The organism is Paenirhodobacter huangdaonensis (assembly GCF_004022465.1).
GTDB classification, from domain to species: Bacteria; Pseudomonadota; Alphaproteobacteria; order Rhodobacterales; family Rhodobacteraceae; genus Rhodobacter; species Rhodobacter huangdaonensis.
Map to the genome: position 1 here is coordinate 1 of NZ_SAVA01000013.1, position 20,211 is coordinate 20,211.

Genomic DNA, 20,211 nt, shown 5'->3' on the forward strand with positions numbered 1-20,211 from the left:
CCACCGAGACCACCACGATCTCCGACGCCACGCCCTTTTCCTTCAGGCGGATCGCCTCTTCGACCGCGATCTCGTCGAACGGGTTCATCGACATCTTCACGTTCGCCAGATCGACCCCCGTGCCGTCCGCCTTGACGCGAACCTTCACGTTGTAGTCGATCACGCGCTTCACAGGTACCAGGACCTTCATCGGCGGTGTCTCCTTGGTTGCATTCGCCGCCCCCGGCAGGGGCGGATTCCGGCTTTCGGCAATTTTGTTACAAGAGCCGGCCTCGAAGGGACAGTGCAAAATCGACCCCTTCCGCTGTCGCTACGTCACGTCGTGTCGGTATCCGCGGCCATGACCCGGGCCGGGGCGCAACGAAAAAGGCCCGCCGCTAGGGCGGGCCTTTCCGGGCCGCTTTGCAGGGGCCTGTCAGCAGGGCGCGTAATACTCGCGGCCGTAGCGGTCGCGGTACAGGCACTGGCCGTTGCTGCCGCGGCGATTTTCGTTGATCACCGAGCCGGCTACGGCGCCGACGGCACCGCCGACGATGGCACCGGTGCCGGGGTTTTTCTTGTTCAGCAGGGCGCCGGCAGTGGCGCCGGCGGCCGTGGTGCCGAGGAGCGTGCGGTCCTCGCTGGTGTCCATGCAGGCGCCGAGCGCGAGCGCCATCGGCAGCAGAAGAAAGGCGATCTTGATCTTCATGGCTGAGTCTCCGAATTGATCTGTTCTGGCATTATAACACAGTGTCATGTCGTCCGGTTCCCCGCTGTCAACGGTTCGCGCCCGGAATCCAGAGCACGTCGGCGCGGCCGTCGTCATTGGCGATACGGGCCGCGCAGAAGAACCAGTCGGAAAGCCGGTTGAGGTATTTCACCGCCTGCGCATTCGCCGATTCGACGGCGGCGAGCGCGGTCGCTTCGCGTTCGGCGCGGCGCGCGACGGTGCGGGCGAGGTGCAGATAGGCGGAAAGCGCCGAGCCGCCGGGCAGGATGAAGCTGCGCAGCGGCTCGAGCCGGGCGATCATCGCGTCGATCTCGGTCTCGAGCCGGGCGACCTGCGATTCGGTGGTGCGCAGCACCGGATAGGGCGCCTCGGCATCCTGCTCCATCGCCGGGCGGGCGAGATCGGCGCCGAGATCGAAAAGGTCGTTCTGAATCCGGGCGAGGGCGGCGTCGGTCTCGCCCTCGGCCTGCAGCCGCGCCAGGCCGAGCGTGGCGTTCAGCTCGTCGACCGTGCCATAGGCGGTGACCCGCAGCGCGTGCTTGGGCACCCGCGTGCCGTCGCCGAGCGCGGTTTCGCCCTTGTCGCCGGTCTTCGTGTAGATCCTGTTCAGAACAACCATCGTCGTCTCCCGCTGTCAGCCGCGCCTGAGCCAGACAAACAGCAGAACGAGGCCGATCGCAACCGCCTGCGCCGCGATGCGCAACCGCATCAGGCGATTGGCGTGGCGACGGTTGAACTCGCCGCCGCGGGCAAAGCCGCCGATGCCGATGAGCAGGATCACCAGAACCGCCAGGCAGGCGCCCACCACGGCATAGAAGACCGGATCGCTGCGCATCGTCTTTCTCCCTCGCGCCCTCCCCGGCGCGCGCCCAGAGTAACCGCGCCGCGGCGAAAGGCGAGGGAAAACTCAGGCGCGTTCGAGCAGCCGGTCGCGCAGCCGCAGCGGCAGCAGCCGGCGCAGGGCGGCGGCGATATGGGTGGCGCCGGTGATGTAATAGGCGGGCTTCGGGTTTGCCGATTCGAGTGCCGCGCGCAGCGCCTTCGTCACCGCCGAGGGCGGCAGCTCGAAGGCGTCGGGCTTGCCCGAGGGTTCGTAAAGCCGCTTCAGCAGCGAGGTTTCGTATTGTGCGCGGCGGGCAGAATTCTTCCAGTCCACCCATTTCTCGAAATGCGGGATCGCGTTCAGCCGGAAGCGGGTCGGGATCGGGCCGGGGTTGAGGGTGATGATCTTGACCGGCGTGTCGCGCATCTCGAGGCGCAGCACGTCGGTCAGCCCCTCGAGCGCGAATTTCGTCGCCACATAGGCGCCGCGCCAGCGGATGCCGACGATGCCGAGCACCGAGGAGCATTGCACGATCCGGCCATGGCCCTGTGCCCGCATCACCTTGATCGCGCGCAGCGTCAGGTCATGGAGACCGAAGAGGTTGGTCTCGAAATTCTCGCGCAGGGCGCCGACCGGCAGGTCCTCGACCGCGCCCGGGGTGGCGAAGGCCGCGTTGTTGTAGAGCGCGTCAAGCCGGCCGCCGGCGCGGGCAAGCGCCTCGGCGAAGCCCGCCTCGATCGAGGCCGGGTCGGCGACGTCGAGCGGGAAGGAGATCAGCCCCTCGGCGCGCAGCCGGGCGCAATCCTCCTCGCGCCGGCAGGTGGCGAGCACCGTCCAGCCTGCCGCGGTCAGCCCGTGTGCGGCGTCATAGCCGATGCCCGAGGAGCAGCCGGTGATCAGGATCGTCTTCGCCATGGTGTCTCTCCGCCCGTGGGTGCCGGGTTCCGGGATAGGGGCGGCGGCGCGCCGAGGCAAGCGCCGAGCGGCGGCTCAGGGCGCCGCGTCCAGCAGCCGGCGCGAGACCCAGCCTTCCTGGCCGTCACCCTCGATCCGGATCTGCGCCCAGCCGTCGCGCTCGGTCACGACGCGGACCTCGGCGCCGCGCCCGAGCTGACCCGTCACCGGGGCCGAGGCGGAGGGGGCGGCGCGGACGTTGAGCCGGCTCGTCGCGACCCGCAGGAGGCGGCCGGAGAGAGGCGCGGGGGCGGTGCGGTATTCGGGGCCGGGTTTCAGCGCCGGGCCCGGCATCGGCGGGAAGCGCGCGGGGGTGACCGTGGCGGCCGGCAGGCCCGGTGCGGTCAGTGCATCCGGAACGGTCGCCGCGGTTGCGGGGGCCGGGGCGGCGGCTTCGGGCGGCGCCGCGACGGCTTCGCCGGTTTCCTCCGGATCGTGACCGAAGACCGCAAGGACCACATAGAATGCGGCCAGCGTGATGGCTGTCAGTCGGAACATCGGACCCTCCCCAAACGATGCCCGGTTTCCCGGGCCGTGCGCGGTCTCGTGCCGGGCTTTCCTGACCCCAATGTGCCCGCTCGCTGCCGGTTCCGTGCAGGGGGAAATTCTCCGTCGATTTCCGCCCGAGCTTTCCGTCTGGACCCGGCCGCGGCGCCGCTTTACACCCGGTGCCATGAGCGAGCATGACGATACCCCGCACCCGTCCACCTCTTCGGAACCGCTGAGCCGCGCGATCGGCGAGCGCTACCTGACCTATGCGCTGTCGACGATCATGCACCGCGCGCTGCCCGACGCCCGCGACGGGCTGAAGCCGGTGCACCGGCGCATCCTCTACGCGATGCGCGAGCTCAAGCTCAGCTCGACCGGCGGTTTCCGCAAATCGGCGAAGATCTCGGGCGACGTGATGGGCAACTATCACCCGCATGGCGATGCCGCGATCTACGATGCGATGGCGCGTCTCGCGCAGGATTTCGCCATGCGCTATCCGCTCGTCAACGGTCAGGGCAACTTCGGCAATATCGACGGCGACAACCCCGCGGCCTCGCGCTACACCGAAGCGCGGATGGCGGCGCCGGCCGAGGCGCTGCTCGAGGGGCTGGCCGAGGATGCGGTCGATTTCCGCCCGAACTACGATGGCACGCTGAGCGAGCCCATCGTCCTGCCCGCGGCCTTCCCGAATCTGCTGGCGAATGGTGCCTCGGGCATCGCCGTCGGCATGGCGACGAACATCCCGCCGCACAATCTGGACGAACTCGTCGACGGCTGCCTCGCGATGATCCGCGATCCGGAGATCGCCGATGATGCGCTCGTCGATCTGATCCCCGGCCCCGATTTTCCGACCGGCGGCGTGATCGTCGAGCCGAAGGACAGCATCCGCGACGCCTATCGCTGCGGCCGCGGCGCCTTCCGGCTGCGGGCGCGCTGGTCGACCGAGGATCTCGGCCGCGGCGCCTGGCAGATCGTCGTCACCGAGATCCCCTATCAGGTGCAGAAGGCGAAGCTGATCGAGCGCCTCGCCGAGCTGATCGAGACGAAGAAGGTGCCGGCGCTGGCCGATGTGCGCGACGAGAGCGCCGATGACATCCGCATCGTGCTCGAACCGCGCGCCCGTACCGTCGATCCGGCGCAGCTGATGGGGATGCTGTTTCGCAACTCGGAACTCGAGCTGCGTTTCTCGCTCAACATGAACGTGCTGATCGACGGCCGCGTGCCGAAGGTATGCTCGCTCAAGGAAGTGCTGCGCGCTTTCCTCGACCATCGCCGCGACGTGCTGTGCCGCCGCTCGCAGCACCGGCTCGAGAAGATCGCAAGCCGGCTCGAGATTCTCGAGGGCTATATCATCGCCTATCTCAACCTCGACCGGGTGATCGAGATCATCCGTTTCGAGGACGAGCCGAAGTCCGCGCTGATGGCCGAGCCCTGGGCCGCCGAGGGCGGCGCGGTCGCGCATCTGACCGAGGCGCAGGCCGAGGCGATCCTGAACATGCGCCTGCGCAGCCTGCGCCGGCTCGAGGAGATGGAGCTGCGCGCCGAGCGCGACGGGCTGCTCGCCGAACGCGCCGGGCTCGAGGCGCTGCTCGCCTCGGAAAAGGCGCAGTGGACGCAGATTGGCACCGAGCTGGGCGAGGTCCGCAAGGCCTTCGGCAAGGACACGAAGGCCGGCCGCCGCCGCACCGATTTCGAGGATGCGGGCGAGGTCGTCGAGGTGCCGATCGAGGCGATGATCGAGCGCGAGCCGATCACCGTGCTGCTGTCGAAAATGGGCTGGATCCGGGCGATGAAGGGGCATCAGCCGCTCGACGCCGAGGTGAAGTTCAAGGACGGCGACGGGCCGGCCTTCACGCTGCATGCCGAGACCACCGACCGCATCGTGCTGATCGGCACGAACGGCCGGGCCTGGACATTGCTTGGCGCGAATCTGCCCGGCGGGCGTGGCATGGGCGAGCCCGTTCGGCTGATGGTCGATCTGCCGAACGAGGTCGAGATCAGCCATGTCGTGCTGCCGAAGCCGGGCGAGAAATATCTCCTCGCCTCCTCGGATGGGGACGGCTTCGTCGCCCCCTCCGAGGAACTGATCGCGCAGACCCGCTCGGGCAAGCAGGTGCTGAACATGCGCGAGGGGGCGAGGACCGCGGTCTGCCGCCCGGTTTCGGGCGATGCCGTGGCCTGCGTCGGCGAGAACCGCAAGATGCTGGTCTTCGCGCTCGAGGAACTGCCCGAGATGGCGCGCGGCAAGGGCGTGCGGCTGCAGAAGTTCAAGGACGGCGGGCTGAGCGACGCGATCACCTTCACCCTCGCCGACGGGCTGAGCTGGAAGGACCCGGCCGGCCGCACCCGCACCGAGAGCGACCTGACCGAATGGCTGGGCAAGCGCGCCTCGGCGGGCCGGATGGCGCCGCGCGGCTTCCCGCGCGACAACCGCTTCGTCTGAGACACGACAGGGAGGGGGTGCAGCCCCCCCCCTTTTTTCCTTCGGAAAGAGGGATCTCGGGCAAGGAGAAAGCCCGGCGCGAGGGCTTCCAATTGCGTCAAATATCCCGGGGGTGAGCCCGGAACGGGCGAGGGGGCAGCGCCCCCTGCGCGGCCGGCCCCGGCGGCAGGGTGTGGGCATCGTGGCACGCCGTGTCTCACAAGCCCCCGCGCGGCGCGGCGGCGCACGAAGCGGTCTTGATTTTTCCGCCTCAGAGCAATACGAAGCGCGCGATATTGACTCGGGCCGGTGCCGGCCCCCGAACCCAGAGGCGCCCGCGAATGGCAAAGGCAAAGTTTGAACGGACGAAACCGCACGTCAACATCGGCACGATCGGCCACGTTGACCACGGCAAGACGACGCTGACGGCTGCGATCACCAAGTACTTTGGTGAATTCAAGGCGTATGACCAGATCGACGGCGCGCCGGAAGAGAAAGCCCGCGGGATCACGATCTCGACGGCGCACGTGGAATACGAGACGGCTGCGCGTCACTATGCGCACGTCGACTGCCCCGGCCACGCGGACTATGTGAAGAACATGATCACCGGCGCGGCGCAGATGGACGGCGCGATCCTGGTGGTTTCGGCGGCCGACGGCCCGATGCCGCAGACGCGCGAGCACATCCTGCTCGGCCGTCAGGTCGGCATTCCGTACATCGTTGTGTACATGAACAAGGTCGACCAGGTGGACGACGAAGAGCTGCTGGAGCTCGTGGAGATGGAAATCCGCGAACTTCTGTCGGCCTACGGCTACCCGGGCGACGAGACCCCGATCATCAAGGGCTCGGCTCTGGCCGCTCTCGAAGGCCGTGATCCGGAAATCGGCGAGAACTCGATCCGCTCGCTGCTGGCGGCGGTCGACGAGTACATCCCGACCCCGGTGCGCGCTGTCGACCAGCCGTTCCTGATGCCGATCGAAGACGTGTTCTCGATCTCGGGCCGCGGCACGGTTGTGACCGGCCGTGTCGAGCGTGGCGCGGTGAACGTCGGCGACGAACTCGAGATCGTCGGCATCCGCGCGACGAAGAAGACGACCTGCACCGGCGTCGAGATGTTCCGCAAGCTGCTCGATCGCGGCGAAGCGGGCGACAACATCGGCGCGCTGCTGCGCGGCATCGACCGCGAGGGCGTGGAACGTGGTCAGGTCCTGGCGAAGCCGGGCTCGGTGACCCCGCACACCGAGTTCGAGGCCGAGGCCTACATCCTGACGAAGGAAGAAGGCGGCCGTCACACGCCGTTCTTCGCGAACTACCGTCCGCAGTTCTACTTCCGCACCACCGACGTCACCGGCACCGTGAAGCTGCCGGAAGGCACCGAGATGGTGATGCCGGGCGACAACCTGAAGTTCACCGTCGAGCTGATCGCCCCGATCGCGATGGAAGAGAAGCTGCGCTTCGCCATCCGTGAAGGCGGCCGCACCGTCGGCGCCGGCGTCGTCTCCAAGATCCTCAAGTGATCTCGGACTGAAGATCTGGAAAGGGGCCGCCTTCGGGCGGCCCTTTTTCGTTTCGGGCAAGGGCGTTGCACGCGGACATGCAGGATGCGCAAAAAGCCCCTTGATTTCCCGCGGCACCTCCTTTAGCACCCGCACACGGCCTAGGGGTTTAGCTCAGTTGGTAGAGCATCGGTCTCCAAAACCGAGGGTCGTGGGTTCGAGTCCCCCAACCCCTGCCAGGCCGCTTTCCGGACATCGCGACGCATCGGACGGGCGGCAAGCCGCTTGTAATCCTGTGGCCGAGCGCGTATCTGGAGCCGGTCGCGAACAAGAGGATCACGTGCATGGCAAACCCCGTTCAGTTCCTGCAGCAGGTGCGCTCGGAAGTGGGCAAGATTGCCTGGCCGACCCGCCGGGAAGTTTTCCTGACGACGGTCATGGTCTTCGTGATGGCGGCGCTGACGGCGCTGTTCTTCTCGCTCGTCGACTGGGCGATCCGTCTCGGTGTCACCGCGGTGATCGGCTGAGGCGGCAAGGCTGCGGCCCCGCGCAATTTGCTTGAAATCATGGGGCTGGGGCGCTAAAGGGGCGGGACCTTTCCGGAACCGGCGTGCAACGATTCGGGTCGTGCGCGCTTTTTTGTTCCGGAATTCGGGAAAACCCGTTGGGGAAATGGAATTTTCGGCGGTCACCGCCGGTGGAAGAGGCAGTGGGCATGGCGAAGCGGTGGTATTCGGTGAGCGTTCTCTCGAACTTCGAGAAGAAGGTCGCCGAGCAGATCAAGCAGGCCGTGGTCGAGAAGGGCCTCGAGGATGAGATCGAAGAGGTTCTCGTTCCCACCGAAGAGGTGATCGAGATTCGTCGTGGCAAGAAGGTCACCTCGGAACGCCGCTTCATGCCCGGCTACGTGCTGGTGCGGATGGAGATGAGCGATCGGGGCTATCACCTGATCACCTCGATCAACCGGGTCACCGGGTTCCTCGGTCCGCAGGGGCGGCCGACGCCGATGCGCGACGCCGAGGTGAACGCGATGCTGAACCGCACCAGCGAATCGGGCGAGGCGGTTGCGCCGCGCAACCTGATCCGCTTCGAGGTCGGCGAGAATGTGAACGTGACCGACGGGCCCTTCGAGGGCTTCTCGGGCATGGTCGAGGAGGTCGACGATGCGGCGGGCCGCCTGAAGGTCACCGTGTCGATCTTTGGCCGGCCGACGCCGGTCGAGCTGGAATTCACCCAGGTGTCCAAGGTCGCCTGAGTGGGAGCTGCGGGAGGCGAGGGCGACGCCCCGGACCGCACCGCTAAACTTCGCGCCCGAGGGCGTGACAGTGAAAAGGAGCAGGCCAGATGGCCAAGAAAGTTATCGGGCAGCTGAAGCTGCAAATCAAGGCCGGGCAGGCCAACCCCTCCCCGCCGGTCGGCCCCGCGCTCGGTCAGCGCGGGATCAACATCATGGAATTCTGCAAGGCGTTCAACGCGCGCACGCAGGAGATGGAGCAGGGCACGCCGACCCCGGTCGTGATCACCTACTACGCCGACAAGTCCTTCACCTTCGAGACGAAGACCTCGCCCGCCTCCTTCCTGCTGAAGAAGGCTGCCGGTCTGAAGCCGGTCGGCAAGCGCAACCGTCCGAAGGGCTCGGCCAAGCCGGGCCGCGAGGTTGCCGGCACCGTGACCGCCGCCCAGGTGCGCGCTATCGCCGAAGCCAAGATGAAGGACCTGAACGCGAACGACGTCGAAGCCGCGATGCACATCATCCTGGGTTCGGCGAAGTCGATCGGTATCGAGGTTAAGGGGTAAGCCATGGCCAAGCTGGGTAAACGCACGGCCGCCGCGCGCGCCGCTTTCGAAGGCAAGGCGAACCTCTCGGTCGAGGACGCCGTCAAGCTGATCAAGTCGGCCGCTGCGGCGAAGTTCGACGAGACGCTCGAGATCGCCATGAACCTGGGTGTGGACCCGCGTCACGCTGACCAGATGGTCCGCGGCGTGGTCCAGCTGCCGAACGGCACGGGCAAGACCGTGCGCGTCGCGGTGTTCGCCCGCGCTGCCAAGGCCGACGAGGCCAAGGCTGCCGGTGCCGATATCGTCGGCGCCGAGGACCTGATGGAAACCATCCAGTCGGGCAAGATCGAGTTCGATCGCTGCATCGCGACGCCGGACATGATGCCGCTGGTCGGCCGTCTGGGCAAGATCCTCGGGCCGCGCAACCTGATGCCGAACCCGAAGGTCGGCACCGTGACCATGGACGTCGCCACCGCGGTCAAGGCCGCGAAGGGCGGTGAGGTCCAGTTCAAGGTCGAGAAGGCCGGCGTGATCCACGGCGGCATCGGCAAGGTCTCGTTCACCGAGGCAGCCCTCGCCCAGAACGTGCGCGCCTTCGTCGAAGCTGTGTCGAAGGCGAAGCCCGCCGGCGCCAAGGGCACCTATCTGAAGAAGGTGTCGCTGAGCTCGACCATGGGCCCGGGCGTGACCGTCGACCTGTCGTCGGCGACCGCCAACTGAGAATTTGCCGGGAAACCGGCGAATGGCGGGGCGGCGACGCCCCGTCCTGTCCGAGACGGAGGGAGCCGGTTTCCGGCTTAATATCCTTCCTGAGATGGGGAACGAGAAATTCCGAGGGTGACCTCGGGCGATCTTCTCGGGAACCGATCGGACCCGACCTCCGGGCAATCGCCCGAAGGAAATGAGAGCAGGGGGGAAACCCCCGAACTTGGAGTGTAACCGTGGATAGAGCCCAGAAAGAGAAAGTGGTCGAGGAACTCGGCCAGATCTTCGCAAGCTCTGGCGTCGTGGTGGTTGCCCACTACGAAGGCATGACGGTTGCTCAGATGCAGGACCTCCGGGCGCGCATGCGCGAAGCCGGTGGTTCGGTCCGCGTTGCCAAGAACACGCTCGCCAAGATCGCCCTTGAAGGACAGCCCTGCGAAAGCATGGGGAAACTTCTGACGGGGATGACCGTCCTTGCCTTCTCCGAAGACCCGGTGGCTGCGGCCAAGGTCTCGGTGGACTACGCCAAGGCGAACGACAAGTTCGCTATCCTTGGCGGGGCCATGGGCACGGAGGCTCTGGATCCGGCCGGTGTCAAGGCCGTGGCTGCCATGCCGTCGCGCGAAGAGCTCATCGCTCAGATCGCCTCGTGCATCGGTGCTCCGGCTTCGAACATCGCCGGCGCCATTGGCGCGCCTGCTTCGAACATCGCGGGTATCCTCAAGACTCTTGAGGAGCGGGAAGCCGCCTGACGCAATCAATTGCCTTCGTCGAAACCGACGTTGGATAACCCTATATCAGAATGGAACGGAAAAATGGCCGATCTTAAAGCCCTTGCCGAGCAGATTGTGAACCTGACCCTGCTCGAAGCTCAGGAACTGAAAACCATCCTCAAGGACGAATACGGCATCGAGCCGGCTGCCGGTGGCGCCGTCATGATGGCCGGCCCGGCCGCTGGCCCGGCTGAAGCCGCTGAGGAAAAGACCGAGTTCGACGTCGTCCTGACCGACGCCGGCGCGAACAAGATCAACGTGATCAAGGAAGTCCGCGCGATCACCGGCCTTGGCCTCAAGGAAGCCAAGGACCTGGTCGAAGCTGGCGGCAAGGTCAAGGAAGGCGCGGCGAAGGCCGAAGCCGAAGAGATCAAGAAGAAGCTCGAAGAAGCCGGCGCGAAGGTCGAGCTCAAGTAATCGGGCCGGATGCGTTCGCATCCGCTTCTGTGAAAATGGGCTGGGTCCGGGGTCTTCCCGGGCCCAGCCGAACCTGTCTTGGCGAGGGCTTCGGCCCGAAGCCTTGTCCAAGGCGGCGTTCGCGGTTCGGGAGCCTTCCGGTGGGACGGAAGGCAGGTATGGAACCGCCCCCCTTGATCGCCACGCGCCGCGCACCGGGCCCCGACGGTGCGTGCGCCCGCGAAACGACGAAAGGTCACGACGAGCATGGCTCAAGCTTACGTTGGTCAGAAGCGCATCCGCCGTTACTACGGTAAAATCCGCGAAGTCCTTGAAATGCCGAACCTCATCGAGGTTCAGAAAGCGTCCTACGATCTGTTCCTGCGCTCGGGCGATGCCGACAAGCCGCTGGATGGCGAGGGCCTCCAGGGCGTGTTCCAGTCGGTCTTCCCGATCAAGGATTTCAACGACAACGCGATCCTCGAATTCGTGAAATACGAACTCGAGAAGCCGAAGTTTGACGTCGAAGAATGCATGCAGCGGGACCTGACCTATTCCGCGCCGCTCAAGGTCACGCTTCGCCTGATCGTGTTCGATGTCGACGAGACGACGGGCGCGCGTTCGGTCAAGGACATCAAGGAGCAGGACGTGTACATGGGCGACATGCCGCTCATGACCTCGAACGGCACCTTCATCGTGAACGGCACCGAGCGTGTCATCGTGTCGCAGATGCACCGCTCTCCGGGCGTGTTCTTCGACCATGACCGCGGCAAGACCCATTCCTCGGGCAAGCTGCTGTTCGCCTGCCGCATCATTCCCTACCGCGGCTCGTGGCTCGATTTCGAGTTCGACGCGAAGGATCTGGTGTTCGCGCGCATCGACCGTCGCCGGAAGCTTCCGGTGACGACGCTGCTTTATGCGCTCGGCCTGACCCAGGAAGGCATCATGGATGCCTATTACAACACCGTCTCCTTCCGCGCCGAGGGCAAGCGGGGCTGGGTGACCAAGTTCTTCCCCGAGCGCGTGCGCGGCACCCGCCCGACCTATGACCTGATCGACGCCGCCACCGGCGAAGTGATCCTGAAGGGTGGCGAGAAGGTCACCCCGCGGATGGTCAAGAAGTGGAACGACGAGGGCAAGGTCAGCGAGCTGCTGGTTCCCTTCGAGCACATCCTCGGCCGCTATTGCGCCAAGGATCTGGTGAACGACCGCACCGGCTTCATCTATATCGAGGCCGGCGAGGAGCTGACCGCGGAATACGACAAGGAAGGCCAGCTTTCGGGCGGCTCGATCAAGACGCTGCTCGACAACGGCATCACCGAGGTCCCGGTGCTCGACATCGACAACGTCACCGTCGGCCCCTACATCCGCAACACCATGGCCGCGGACAAGAACTGGAACCGCGACACGGCGCTGATGGATATCTATCGCGTCATGCGTCCGGGCGAACCGCCGACCGTGGAAGCCGCCTCGACGATGTTCGACGGGCTGTTCTTCGATAGCGAGCGCTACGACCTGTCGGCCGTGGGCCGGGTGAAGATGAACATGCGCCTCGACCTCGATGCGCCCGACACGCAGCGCACGCTGCGTCGCGACGACATCATCGCCTGCATCAAGGGCCTCGTCGAGCTGCGTGACGGCAAGGGCGAGATCGACGACATCGACCACCTCGGCAACCGCCGCGTGCGTTCGGTCGGCGAGCTGATGGAGAACCAGTATCGCGTCGGCCTGCTGCGCATGGAGCGCGCGATCAAGGAACGCATGTCCTCGGTCGAGATCGACACGGTGATGCCGCAGGACCTGATCAACGCCAAGCCGGCAGCGGCTGCGGTGCGCGAGTTCTTCGGCTCGTCGCAGCTCAGCCAGTTCATGGACCAGACCAACCCGCTTTCGGAAGTGACGCACAAGCGTCGCCTCTCGGCCCTCGGGCCGGGCGGTCTGACCCGCGAACGCGCCGGCTTCGAGGTGCGCGACGTGCACCCGACGCATTACGGCCGGATGTGCCCGATCGAAACGCCGGAAGGCCAGAACATCGGCCTGATCAACTCGCTCGCCACTTTCGCGCGGGTGAACAAGTACGGCTTCATCGAGACCCCCTATCGCAAGGTGGTGAACGGCAAGGTGACCGACGAGGTCGTCTACATGTCGGCCACCGAGGAAATGCGCCACACCATCGCGCAGGCGAACGCCAAGCTCGATGCCGAGGGCCGTTTCGTCGACGAGCTGGTTTCGACCCGGCAGTCGGGCGAGTTCATGCTGAACCCGTCCGAGGCGGTGGATCTGATCGACGTGTCGCCGAAACAGCTGGTTTCGGTCGGTGCGGCGCTCATCCCCTTCCTTGAAAACGACGACGCCAACCGCGCCCTGATGGGCGCGAACATGCAGCGTCAGGCGGTTCCGCTGCTGCGCGCCGAGGCGCCCTTCGTCGGCACCGGCATGGAAGCGACCGTGGCGCGCGACTCGGGCGCCGCGATCATGGCCAACCGCGGCGGCATCGTCGACCAGGTCGATGCGCAGCGTATCGTGATCCGGGCGACGGAAGATCTCGGCATGGGCGACGCCGGTGTCGACATCTACCGTCTGCGCAAGTTCAAGCGCTCGAACCAGTCCTCGACCATCAACCAGCGCCCGATCGTGAAGGTGGGCGACCAGGTGGCGAAGGGCCAGGTCATCGCCGACGGTCCCTCGACCGAGCTCGGCGAACTGGCGCTCGGCCGCAACGTGATCGTCGCCTTCATGCCCTGGCAGGGCTACAACTACGAAGACTCGATCCTCGTGTCGGAACGCATCCACCACGACGACGTGTTCACCTCGATCCACATCGAGGAATACGAAGTCGCGGCGCGTGACACCAAGCTCGGGCCGGAAGAGATCACCCGCGACATCCCGAACGTCGGCGAGGAAGCGCTGCGCAACCTCGACGAGGCGGGCATCGTCTACATCGGCGCCGAAGTGGGGCCGGGCGATATCCTCGTGGGCAAGATCACGCCGAAGGGCGAAAGCCCGATGACGCCGGAAGAAAAGCTTCTGCGCGCCATCTTCGGCGAAAAGGCGTCGGACGTGCGCGATACCTCGCTGCGCCTGCCGCCGGGGGCCTATGGCACGATCGTCGAAGTCCGGGTCTTCAACCGTCACGGCGTCGACAAGGACGAGCGTGCGCTGCAGATCGAGCGTGAGGAAGTCGAACGTCTGGCGCGGGACCGCGACGACGAGCTCGCCATTCTCGAGCGCAACATCTATGCGCGTCTGCGCTCGCTGGTTCTCGGCAAGGTCGCGGTGAAGGGCCCGAAGGGCGTGAAGCCGGGATCGGACGTGACGCCGGAACTGCTGGGCACCCTGTCGAAGGGCCAGTGGTGGCAGCTCGCGCTTGAAAACGAGGCCGATGCCAAGGAAGTCGAGGCGCTGAACGACCAGTTCGACGCGCAGAAGCGTGCCCTCGATCTGCGGTTCGAGGACAAGGTCGAGAAGGTCCGCCAGGGCGACGATCTGCCTCCGGGCGTGATGAAGATGGTCAAGGTCTTCGTCGCGGTGAAGCGCAAGCTGCAGGCCGGCGACAAGATGGCAGGCCGCCACGGCAACAAGGGTGTCGTCTCGAAGGTCGTGCCGAAGGAAGACATGCCCTTCCTCGCCGACGGCACTCCGGTCGACCTCGTGCTGAACCCGCTCGGCGTGCCGTCGCGCATGAACGTCGGTCAGATCCTCGAGACGCACATGGGCTGGGCGGCCCGCGGCCTCGGGCTGAAGATCGACGAGGCGCTGCGCGAGTATCGCCGCTCGGGCGACATGACCCCGGTGCGCGATGCGATGCGCTACGGCTATGGCGACGAGACCTATGAAGAGGTCTTCTCGGAGATGGAGAGCGACCGTTTCGTCGAATGCGCCGAGAACGTGCGCGGCGGCGTGCCGATCGCGACCCCGGTCTTCGACGGTGCCAAGGAAGCGGATGTCAACGATGCGCTGACGCGCGCGGGCTTCGACACCTCGGGTCAGTCGGACGTCTATGACGGCCGCACCGGCGAGAAGTTCGCCCGCAAGGTCACCGTCGGCGTGAAGTACTTCCTCAAGCTGCACCACCTTGTCGACGACAAGATGCACGCGCGTTCGACTGGTCCGTACTCGCTCGTCACCCAGCAGCCGCTTGGTGGTAAGGCGCAGTTCGGCGGCCAACGTCTCGGCGAGATGGAGGTCTGGGCCCTCGAAGCCTACGGCGCCGCCTACACCCTGCAGGAAATGCTGACGGTGAAGTCGGACGACGTGGCAGGCCGGACCAAGGTCTACGAGTCGATCGTCAAGGGTGAGGACAACTTCGAGGCGGGCGTGCCCGAATCGTTCAACGTTCTCGTGAAAGAGGTCCGGGGCCTCGGCCTCAACATGGAACTCCTGGACTCGGAGGAAGAGGAGTGAGCGCCACGGCGCTCACCACCCCTCTGACCTCTCACTCAAGGAATAGCAGATGAACCAGGAACTGACCCAGAATCCGTTCAACCCGCTCGTGTCGCCGAAGGCCTTTGACGAGATCAAGATCTCGCTGGCCTCGCCCGAGCGGATCCTGTCGTGGTCCTATGGCGAGATCAAGAAGCCCGAGACCATCAACTACCGGACCTTCAAGCCCGAGCGCGACGGCCTGTTCTGCGCCCGCATCTTCGGGCCGATCAAGGACTACGAATGCCTGTGCGGCAAGTACAAGCGGATGAAGTATCGCGGCGTCGTCTGCGAGAAATGCGGCGTCGAAGTGACGCTGCAGAAGGTCCGCCGCGAGCGCATGGGCCACATCGAGCTGGCCTCGCCCGTCGCCCATATCTGGTTCCTCAAGTCGCTGCCCTCGCGCATCGGCCTGATGCTGGACATGACGCTGCGTGACCTCGAGCGCATCCTCTACTTCGAAAACTACGTCGTCATCGAGCCCGGCCTGACCGACCTGTCCTATGGCCAGCTGCTGACCGAGGACGAGTATCTCGACGCGCAGGACCAGTACGGTTCGGACGCCTTCACCGCCAATATCGGCGCCGAGGCGATCCGCGAGATGCTGGCCGCGATCGACCTCGAGGCGACCGCCGAACAGCTCCGCGAGGAGCTGAAGGAAGCCACGGGCGAGCTGAAGCCGAAGAAGATCATCAAGCGTCTGAAGATCGTCGAGTCGTTCATCGAGTCGGGCAACCGTCCCGAGTGGATGATCCTGACCGTGCTGCCGGTGATCCCGCCGGAGCTGCGCCCGCTGGTGCCGCTCGATGGTGGCCGCTTCGCGACCTCGGACCTGAACGACCTCTATCGCCGCGTCATCAACCGCAACAACCGTCTGAAGCGGCTGATCGAGCTGCGTGCGCCCGACATCATCGTGCGCAACGAAAAGCGCATGCTGCAGGAATCGGTCGATGCGCTGTTTGACAACGGCCGTCGCGGCCGCGTCATCACCGGCACCAACAAGCGTCCGCTGAAGTCGCTGTCCGACATGCTCAAGGGCAAGCAGGGCCGGTTCCGTCAGAACCTGCTCGGCAAGCGCGTCGACTTCTCCGGCCGTTCGGTCATCGTGACCGGGCCGGAGCTGAAGCTGCATCAGTGCGGCCTGCCGAAGAAGATGGCGCTCGAGCTGTTCAAGCCGTTCATCTACTCGCGCCTCGAGGCCAAGGGCCTGTCGAGCACCGTGAAGCAGGCGAAGAAGCTGGTCGAGAAAGAGCGTCCCGAGGTCTGGGATATCCTCGACGAGGTGATCCGCGAGCACCCGGTGTTCCTGAACCGCGCGCCGACGCTGCACCGTCTGGGCTTCCAGGCGTTCGAACCGACGCTGATCGAAGGCAAGGCGATCCAGCTGCACCCGCTCGTCTGCTCGGCCTTCAACGCCGACTTCGACGGTGACCAGATGGCCGTGCACGTTCCGCTGAGCCTCGAGGCGCAGCTGGAAGCGCGCGTGCTGATGATGTCGACGAACAACGTTCTGTCGCCGGCGAACGGCTCGCCGATCATCGTGCCGTCGCAGGACATGATTCTCGGCCTCTACTACACCACGATGGAGCGCAAGGGCCTGCCGGGCGAAGGCATGGTCTTCAGCACCATTGAGGAAGTCGAGCACGGCCTGTTCTCCGGCGCGGTGCACCTGCACTCGAAGATCACGGCGCGGGTGAAGCAGATCGACGAGGAAGGCAACGAGGTCTTCAAGCGTTACGAGACCACGCCCGGCCGTCTGCGGCTTGGCGCGCTGCTGCCGCTGAACGCCAAGGCGCCCTTCGATCTGGTGAACCGCCTGCTGCGCAAGAAGGACGTGCAGAACGTCATCGACACCGTCTACCGCTACTGCGGCCAGAAGGAATCGGTGATCTTCTGTGACCAGATCATGTCGATGGGCTTCCGCGAGGCGTTCAAGGCCGGCGTGTCCTTCGGCAAGGACGACATGGTGGTGCCGCATACCAAGTGGACCATCGTCAACCGCGTCCGCGATCAGGTGAAGGAATTCGAGCAGCAGTACATGGACGGCCTGATCACTCAGGGCGAAAAGTACAACAAGGTGGTCGATGCCTGGTCGAAGTGCTCGGACGAAGTCGCCGGCGAGATGATGAAGGAAATCTCCGCCGTTCGCGTCGATGACGCGGGCATGGAGATGGAACCGAACTCGGTCTACATGATGTCGCACTCCGGTGCGCGTGGTTCGCCGGCGCAGATGAAGCAGCTCGGCGGGATGCGCGGCCTGATGGCCAAGCCCTCGGGCGAGATCATCGAGACGCCGATCATCTCGAACTTCAAGGAAGGCCTGACCGTGCTCGAGTACTTCAACTCGACCCACGGCGCCCGTAAGGGTCTGGCCGACACCGCGCTGAAGACCGCGAACTCGGGCTACCTGACCCGTCGTCTCGTCGACGTCGCGCAGGACTGCATCGTGCGCACGCATGACTGCGGCACCGAGCACGCGATCACCGCGACCGCTGCCGTCAACGACGGCGAAGTCGTGGCGGCGCTTTCCGAGCGCGTCCTCGGCCGCGTCGCGGCGGATGACGTGCTGGTTCCCGGCACCGACGACGTGATCGTGCGCAAGAACGAGCTGATCGACGAACGCAAGGCCGACCTGATCGAGGTGAACGGCGTGCAGTCGGTGCGGATCCGCTCGGCGCTGACCTGCGAGGCCGAGGAGGGCGTCTGCGCGCTCTGCTACGGTCGCGACCTGGCGCGCGGCACGCTCGTCAACATCGGCGAAGCGGTCGGCATCATCGCCGCCCAGTCGATCGGCGAACCTGGCACGCAGCTGACCATGCGTACCTTCCACATCGGCGGCATCGCCCAGGGCGGCCAGCAGTCGTTCCAGGAAGCGTCGCAGGAAGGCAAGATCGAGTTCCGCAACCCGAACCTTCTGGTGGCCGAGAATGGCGATCAGATCGTGATGGGCCGGAACATGCAGATCGCCATCGTCGACGATCACGGCACCGAGCGCGTGTCCTACAAGCTCAGCTACGGCTCGAAGCTGCACGTCAAGGAAGGCGATGCGGTCAAGCGCGGGGCGAAGCTGTTCGAATGGGACCCCTACACCCTGCCGATCATCGCCGAAAAGGGCGGTATGGTGCGGTTCGTCGACCTCGTCTCGGGCATCTCGGTGCGCGAAGAGACCGACGAAGCGACCGGCATGACGCAGAAGATCGTGACCGACTGGCGCTCGGCGCCGAAGGGCAACGACCTGAAGCCGGAGATCCTCATCGTCGACGCCGACGGCGAGCCGGTGCGCAACGATGCCGGCCACCCGGTGACCTACCCGATGTCGGTCGACGCCATTCTCTCGATCGAGGACGGGAATGAGGTGAAGGCCGGTGACACCGTCGCGCGTATCCCGCGCGAAGGCGCGAAGACGAAGGACATCACCGGCGGTCTGCCGCGTGTGGCCGAACTCTTCGAGGCGCGTCGTCCGAAGGACCACGCGATCATCGCCGAGGTCGATGGCTATGTGCGCTTCGGCAAGGACTACAAGAACAAGCGTCGCATCGCGATCGAGCCGACGCAGGAAGGTCTGGAGCCGGTCGAATACATGGTGCCGAAAGGCAAGCACATCCCGGTGCAGGAAGGCGACTTCGTGCAGAAGGGTGACTACATCATGGACGGCAACCCGGCGCCGCACGACATTCTGCGCATCATGGGGATCGAGGCTCTGGCCGACTACCTCATCGACGAGGTGCAGGACGTCTATCGTCTGCAGGGCGTGAAGATCAACGACAAGCACATCGAGGTGATCGTTCGCCAGATGCTGCAGAAGATCGAGATCCGCGATTCGGGCGACACCACGCTGCTGAAGGGCGAGAACATCGACCGGCAGGAGTTCGAGGAAGAGAACGCCAAGGTCGAGGCCCGTGGCGGCCGTCCGGCTTCGGGCGAGCCGGTGCTTCTGGGCATCACCAAGGCCTCGCTGCAGACGCGCTCCTTCATCTCGGCGGCCTCCTTCCAGGAGACCACCCGCGTGCTCACCGAGGCTTCGGTGCAGGGCAAGCGCGACAAGCTTGTCGGCCTGAAGGAGAACGTGATCGTCGGTCGTCTGATCCCGGCGGGCACGGGTGGTGCCACCACCCGCGTGCGCAAGATCGCGACCGAGCGCGACAGCAAGGTGATCGAGGCGCGTCGCGCCGAGGCGGAAGCGGCGGCGGCCCTTGCGGCGCCGATCGACACCTCCTACGGCGACGAGGACTTCGGCCCGGTGGACACCCCCGAAAGCCGCGAGTGATCGCGTCTGACGCCTGACAGAACCAGCCCCCGCGCGAGCGATCGCGCGGGGGTTTTTCGTTTTCCGCGGCGGGTTGACGCAGCCCCGACAGAGGCGCAGGACTGAGCCGTTCCATGGGAGAACGGCGCGCAGGTGCCGTGTGGAACACGGAGGACAGAATGAACCGGATCACTCAGGCCGCCCTTGCGGTCGTTCTCGGCGCGCTGGCGCTGCCGGCGCTGGCGAGCCCCTTCACGGATGCCGAGGCGCAGCTGCGGGCAGTCTATGGCGATTACCGGGCGGCGCTGTTCCTGTCGAATGCCGGCAAGGCCCCCGAGACGGCGAAGGCGTTGGCGGGGTTCGACACCGCCTGGGCCGAGATGTCGGCGCAATGGGGCGCGACCCCGCCGCCGCAATATGCCGCCGATGCCGCGCTGCCGCAGACCTTTGATGCGGTCTCGGCGCTGATCGGCAAGGCGCGCGAGGAGGCCGCCGCGGGCAGGCTGCCGGCGGCGCACCAGACCCTCGAAGGCGTGCGCGCCGAGGTTGCCGGGCTGCACGCGCGCGCCGGGCTGATCGGCTTTTCCGACCGGATGAACGCCTATCACGCGGCGATGGAAGAGGTTCTGGGCCGCGACTATGCGGCGATCGGGCCGGGGGCGGCCGTGGCACTGGCGGGCGATGCGGCGGTGCTCGACTATCTCGCCGCGCAGATCGTCGCCAATCCGGCACCCGAGGCGGCAAACCCCGCCTATGCGCCGCTCGTCGGGGCCTTCGCCGCCTCGGCCAGGGCGTTTCGCGCCGCGGCCGACAGCGGTGACCTCGCTGCCGCCCTTGCCGCGCGGGGCAATCTGAAGGCGCCCTATTCCAAGCTCTTTGCCCAGTTCGGCTGAACCGTGCCGAGCGCCGCGCCGGCGCAGGCCCCCGGCGCGTGCTCCGTTTACAACTTCGGGGCCTGCGGGTAAGAGGTGGCGGCCCGTGCCGGGCGGAAAGGGCC

General features: G+C 65.9%; 17 protein-coding genes and 1 tRNA gene. 12 read left to right on the forward strand and 6 right to left on the reverse strand.

What is annotated here, in order from left to right; translation table 11 throughout:
• The 6 genes from EOW66_RS17320 to EOW66_RS17345 all read right to left on the reverse strand — a co-directional run.
• On the reverse strand, positions 1-190 hold a 190-nt coding region (locus EOW66_RS17320; protein ID WP_394342840.1), incomplete at its 3' end, for an electron transfer flavoprotein subunit beta/FixA family protein.
• A gap of 225 nt (positions 191-415) precedes the next feature.
• Complete coding sequence (locus EOW66_RS20460) at positions 416-688, reverse strand: YMGG-like glycine zipper-containing protein (protein WP_206363734.1); 273 nt, start codon at positions 686-688, stop codon at positions 416-418.
• 67 nt (positions 689-755) lie between these two features.
• Entirely contained in the window at positions 756-1,328 is a 573-nt protein-coding gene (locus tag EOW66_RS17330) for a cob(I)yrinic acid a,c-diamide adenosyltransferase (RefSeq protein WP_128157588.1), read from the reverse strand.
• A 15-nt stretch (positions 1,329-1,343) separates the two neighbouring features.
• Positions 1,344-1,544, reverse strand: coding sequence for a twin transmembrane helix small protein (locus EOW66_RS17335; protein WP_113901712.1), 201 nt, complete (start codon positions 1,542-1,544; stop codon positions 1,344-1,346).
• A 72-nt stretch (positions 1,545-1,616) separates the two neighbouring features.
• On the reverse strand, positions 1,617-2,447 hold the full coding sequence (locus tag EOW66_RS17340) for an SDR family NAD(P)-dependent oxidoreductase (RefSeq protein WP_128157590.1): 831 nt from the start codon (positions 2,445-2,447) through the stop codon (positions 1,617-1,619).
• A gap of 75 nt (positions 2,448-2,522) precedes the next feature.
• Positions 2,523-2,984 (reverse strand): SH3 domain-containing protein, encoded by a 462-nt coding sequence (locus tag EOW66_RS17345; RefSeq protein ID WP_164881176.1) that lies wholly within the window; start codon positions 2,982-2,984, stop codon positions 2,523-2,525.
• Between the two features lie 175 nt (positions 2,985-3,159).
• Here EOW66_RS17345 and parC point away from each other — a divergent pair, with 175 nt between their 5' ends.
• The 12 genes from parC to EOW66_RS17405 all read left to right on the forward strand — a co-directional run bounded on the left by parC (position 3,160) and on the right by EOW66_RS17405 (position 20,107).
• Positions 3,160-5,418: a DNA topoisomerase IV subunit A gene (gene parC / locus EOW66_RS17350; protein WP_128157594.1), complete on the forward strand. Its 2,259-nt coding sequence runs from the start codon at positions 3,160-3,162 to the stop codon at positions 5,416-5,418.
• A gap of 320 nt (positions 5,419-5,738) precedes the next feature.
• Positions 5,739-6,914, forward strand: a complete 1,176-nt coding sequence (gene tuf, locus EOW66_RS17355) for an elongation factor Tu (RefSeq protein ID WP_113901716.1) — start codon at positions 5,739-5,741, stop codon at positions 6,912-6,914.
• Between the two features lie 142 nt (positions 6,915-7,056).
• Positions 7,057-7,132, forward strand: a tRNA-Trp gene (locus EOW66_RS17360).
• A 105-nt stretch (positions 7,133-7,237) separates the two neighbouring features.
• Positions 7,238-7,420 carry a preprotein translocase subunit SecE gene (secE, locus tag EOW66_RS17365; protein WP_113901717.1) on the forward strand — a complete coding sequence of 61 codons (183 nt, stop codon included), beginning with the start codon at positions 7,238-7,240 and terminating at the stop codon, positions 7,418-7,420.
• 188 nt (positions 7,421-7,608) lie between these two features.
• A complete protein-coding gene (gene nusG, locus EOW66_RS17370) occupies positions 7,609-8,148 on the forward strand; it encodes a transcription termination/antitermination protein NusG (RefSeq protein ID WP_113901718.1) in 540 nt (179 codons plus the stop codon).
• Positions 8,149-8,237: 89 nt separating this feature from the next.
• Complete coding sequence (rplK, locus tag EOW66_RS17375) at positions 8,238-8,690, forward strand: 50S ribosomal protein L11 (RefSeq protein ID WP_128157596.1); 453 nt, start codon at positions 8,238-8,240, stop codon at positions 8,688-8,690.
• 3 nt (positions 8,691-8,693) lie between these two features.
• Positions 8,694-9,392, forward strand: coding sequence for a 50S ribosomal protein L1 (gene rplA / locus EOW66_RS17380; protein WP_128157598.1), 699 nt, complete (start codon positions 8,694-8,696; stop codon positions 9,390-9,392).
• 221 nt (positions 9,393-9,613) lie between these two features.
• The gene (gene rplJ, locus EOW66_RS17385; protein ID WP_128157600.1) at positions 9,614-10,129 is read left to right on the forward strand and encodes a 50S ribosomal protein L10; all 516 of its coding nucleotides are present in this window, start codon (positions 9,614-9,616) and stop codon (positions 10,127-10,129) included.
• A gap of 63 nt (positions 10,130-10,192) precedes the next feature.
• Positions 10,193-10,567, forward strand: coding sequence for a 50S ribosomal protein L7/L12 (gene rplL, locus EOW66_RS17390; RefSeq protein ID WP_113901722.1), 375 nt, complete (start codon positions 10,193-10,195; stop codon positions 10,565-10,567).
• A 246-nt stretch (positions 10,568-10,813) separates the two neighbouring features.
• Positions 10,814-14,950 (forward strand): DNA-directed RNA polymerase subunit beta, encoded by a 4,137-nt coding sequence (rpoB, locus tag EOW66_RS17395; RefSeq protein ID WP_128157602.1) that lies wholly within the window; start codon positions 10,814-10,816, stop codon positions 14,948-14,950.
• Positions 14,951-14,999: 49 nt separating this feature from the next.
• Complete coding sequence (gene rpoC, locus EOW66_RS17400) at positions 15,000-19,235, forward strand: DNA-directed RNA polymerase subunit beta' (protein ID WP_128157604.1); 4,236 nt, start codon at positions 15,000-15,002, stop codon at positions 19,233-19,235.
• A gap of 158 nt (positions 19,236-19,393) precedes the next feature.
• A complete protein-coding gene (locus EOW66_RS17405; RefSeq protein ID WP_128157606.1) occupies positions 19,394-20,107 on the forward strand; it encodes a hypothetical protein in 714 nt (237 codons plus the stop codon).
• Positions 20,108-20,211 lie beyond the last annotated feature (104 nt).

Coding starts and splice junctions, on each gene's coding strand:
- rplK (WP_128157596.1), top strand. CDS start 8,238: ATGGCCAAGAAAGTTATCGGGCAGCTGAAGCTGCAAATCAAGGCCGGG.
- secE (WP_113901717.1), top strand. CDS start 7,238: ATGGCAAACCCCGTTCAGTTCCTGCAGCAGGTGCGCTCGGAAGTGGGC.
- EOW66_RS17330 (WP_128157588.1), bottom strand. CDS start 1,328: ATGGTTGTTCTGAACAGGATCTACACGAAGACCGGCGACAAGGGCGAA.
- EOW66_RS20460 (WP_206363734.1), bottom strand. CDS start 688: ATGAAGATCAAGATCGCCTTTCTTCTGCTGCCGATGGCGCTCGCGCTC.
- rpoC (WP_128157604.1), top strand. CDS start 15,000: ATGAACCAGGAACTGACCCAGAATCCGTTCAACCCGCTCGTGTCGCCG.
- nusG (WP_113901718.1), top strand. CDS start 7,609: ATGGCGAAGCGGTGGTATTCGGTGAGCGTTCTCTCGAACTTCGAGAAG.
- rplL (WP_113901722.1), top strand. CDS start 10,193: ATGGCCGATCTTAAAGCCCTTGCCGAGCAGATTGTGAACCTGACCCTG.
- EOW66_RS17340 (WP_128157590.1), bottom strand. CDS start 2,447: ATGGCGAAGACGATCCTGATCACCGGCTGCTCCTCGGGCATCGGCTAT.
- parC (WP_128157594.1), top strand. CDS start 3,160: ATGAGCGAGCATGACGATACCCCGCACCCGTCCACCTCTTCGGAACCG.
- rpoB (WP_128157602.1), top strand. CDS start 10,814: ATGGCTCAAGCTTACGTTGGTCAGAAGCGCATCCGCCGTTACTACGGT.
- tuf (WP_113901716.1), top strand. CDS start 5,739: ATGGCAAAGGCAAAGTTTGAACGGACGAAACCGCACGTCAACATCGGC.
- rplA (WP_128157598.1), top strand. CDS start 8,694: ATGGCCAAGCTGGGTAAACGCACGGCCGCCGCGCGCGCCGCTTTCGAA.
- EOW66_RS17405 (WP_128157606.1), top strand. CDS start 19,394: ATGAACCGGATCACTCAGGCCGCCCTTGCGGTCGTTCTCGGCGCGCTG.
- EOW66_RS17335 (WP_113901712.1), bottom strand. CDS start 1,544: ATGCGCAGCGATCCGGTCTTCTATGCCGTGGTGGGCGCCTGCCTGGCG.
- EOW66_RS17345 (WP_164881176.1), bottom strand. CDS start 2,984: ATGTTCCGACTGACAGCCATCACGCTGGCCGCATTCTATGTGGTCCTT.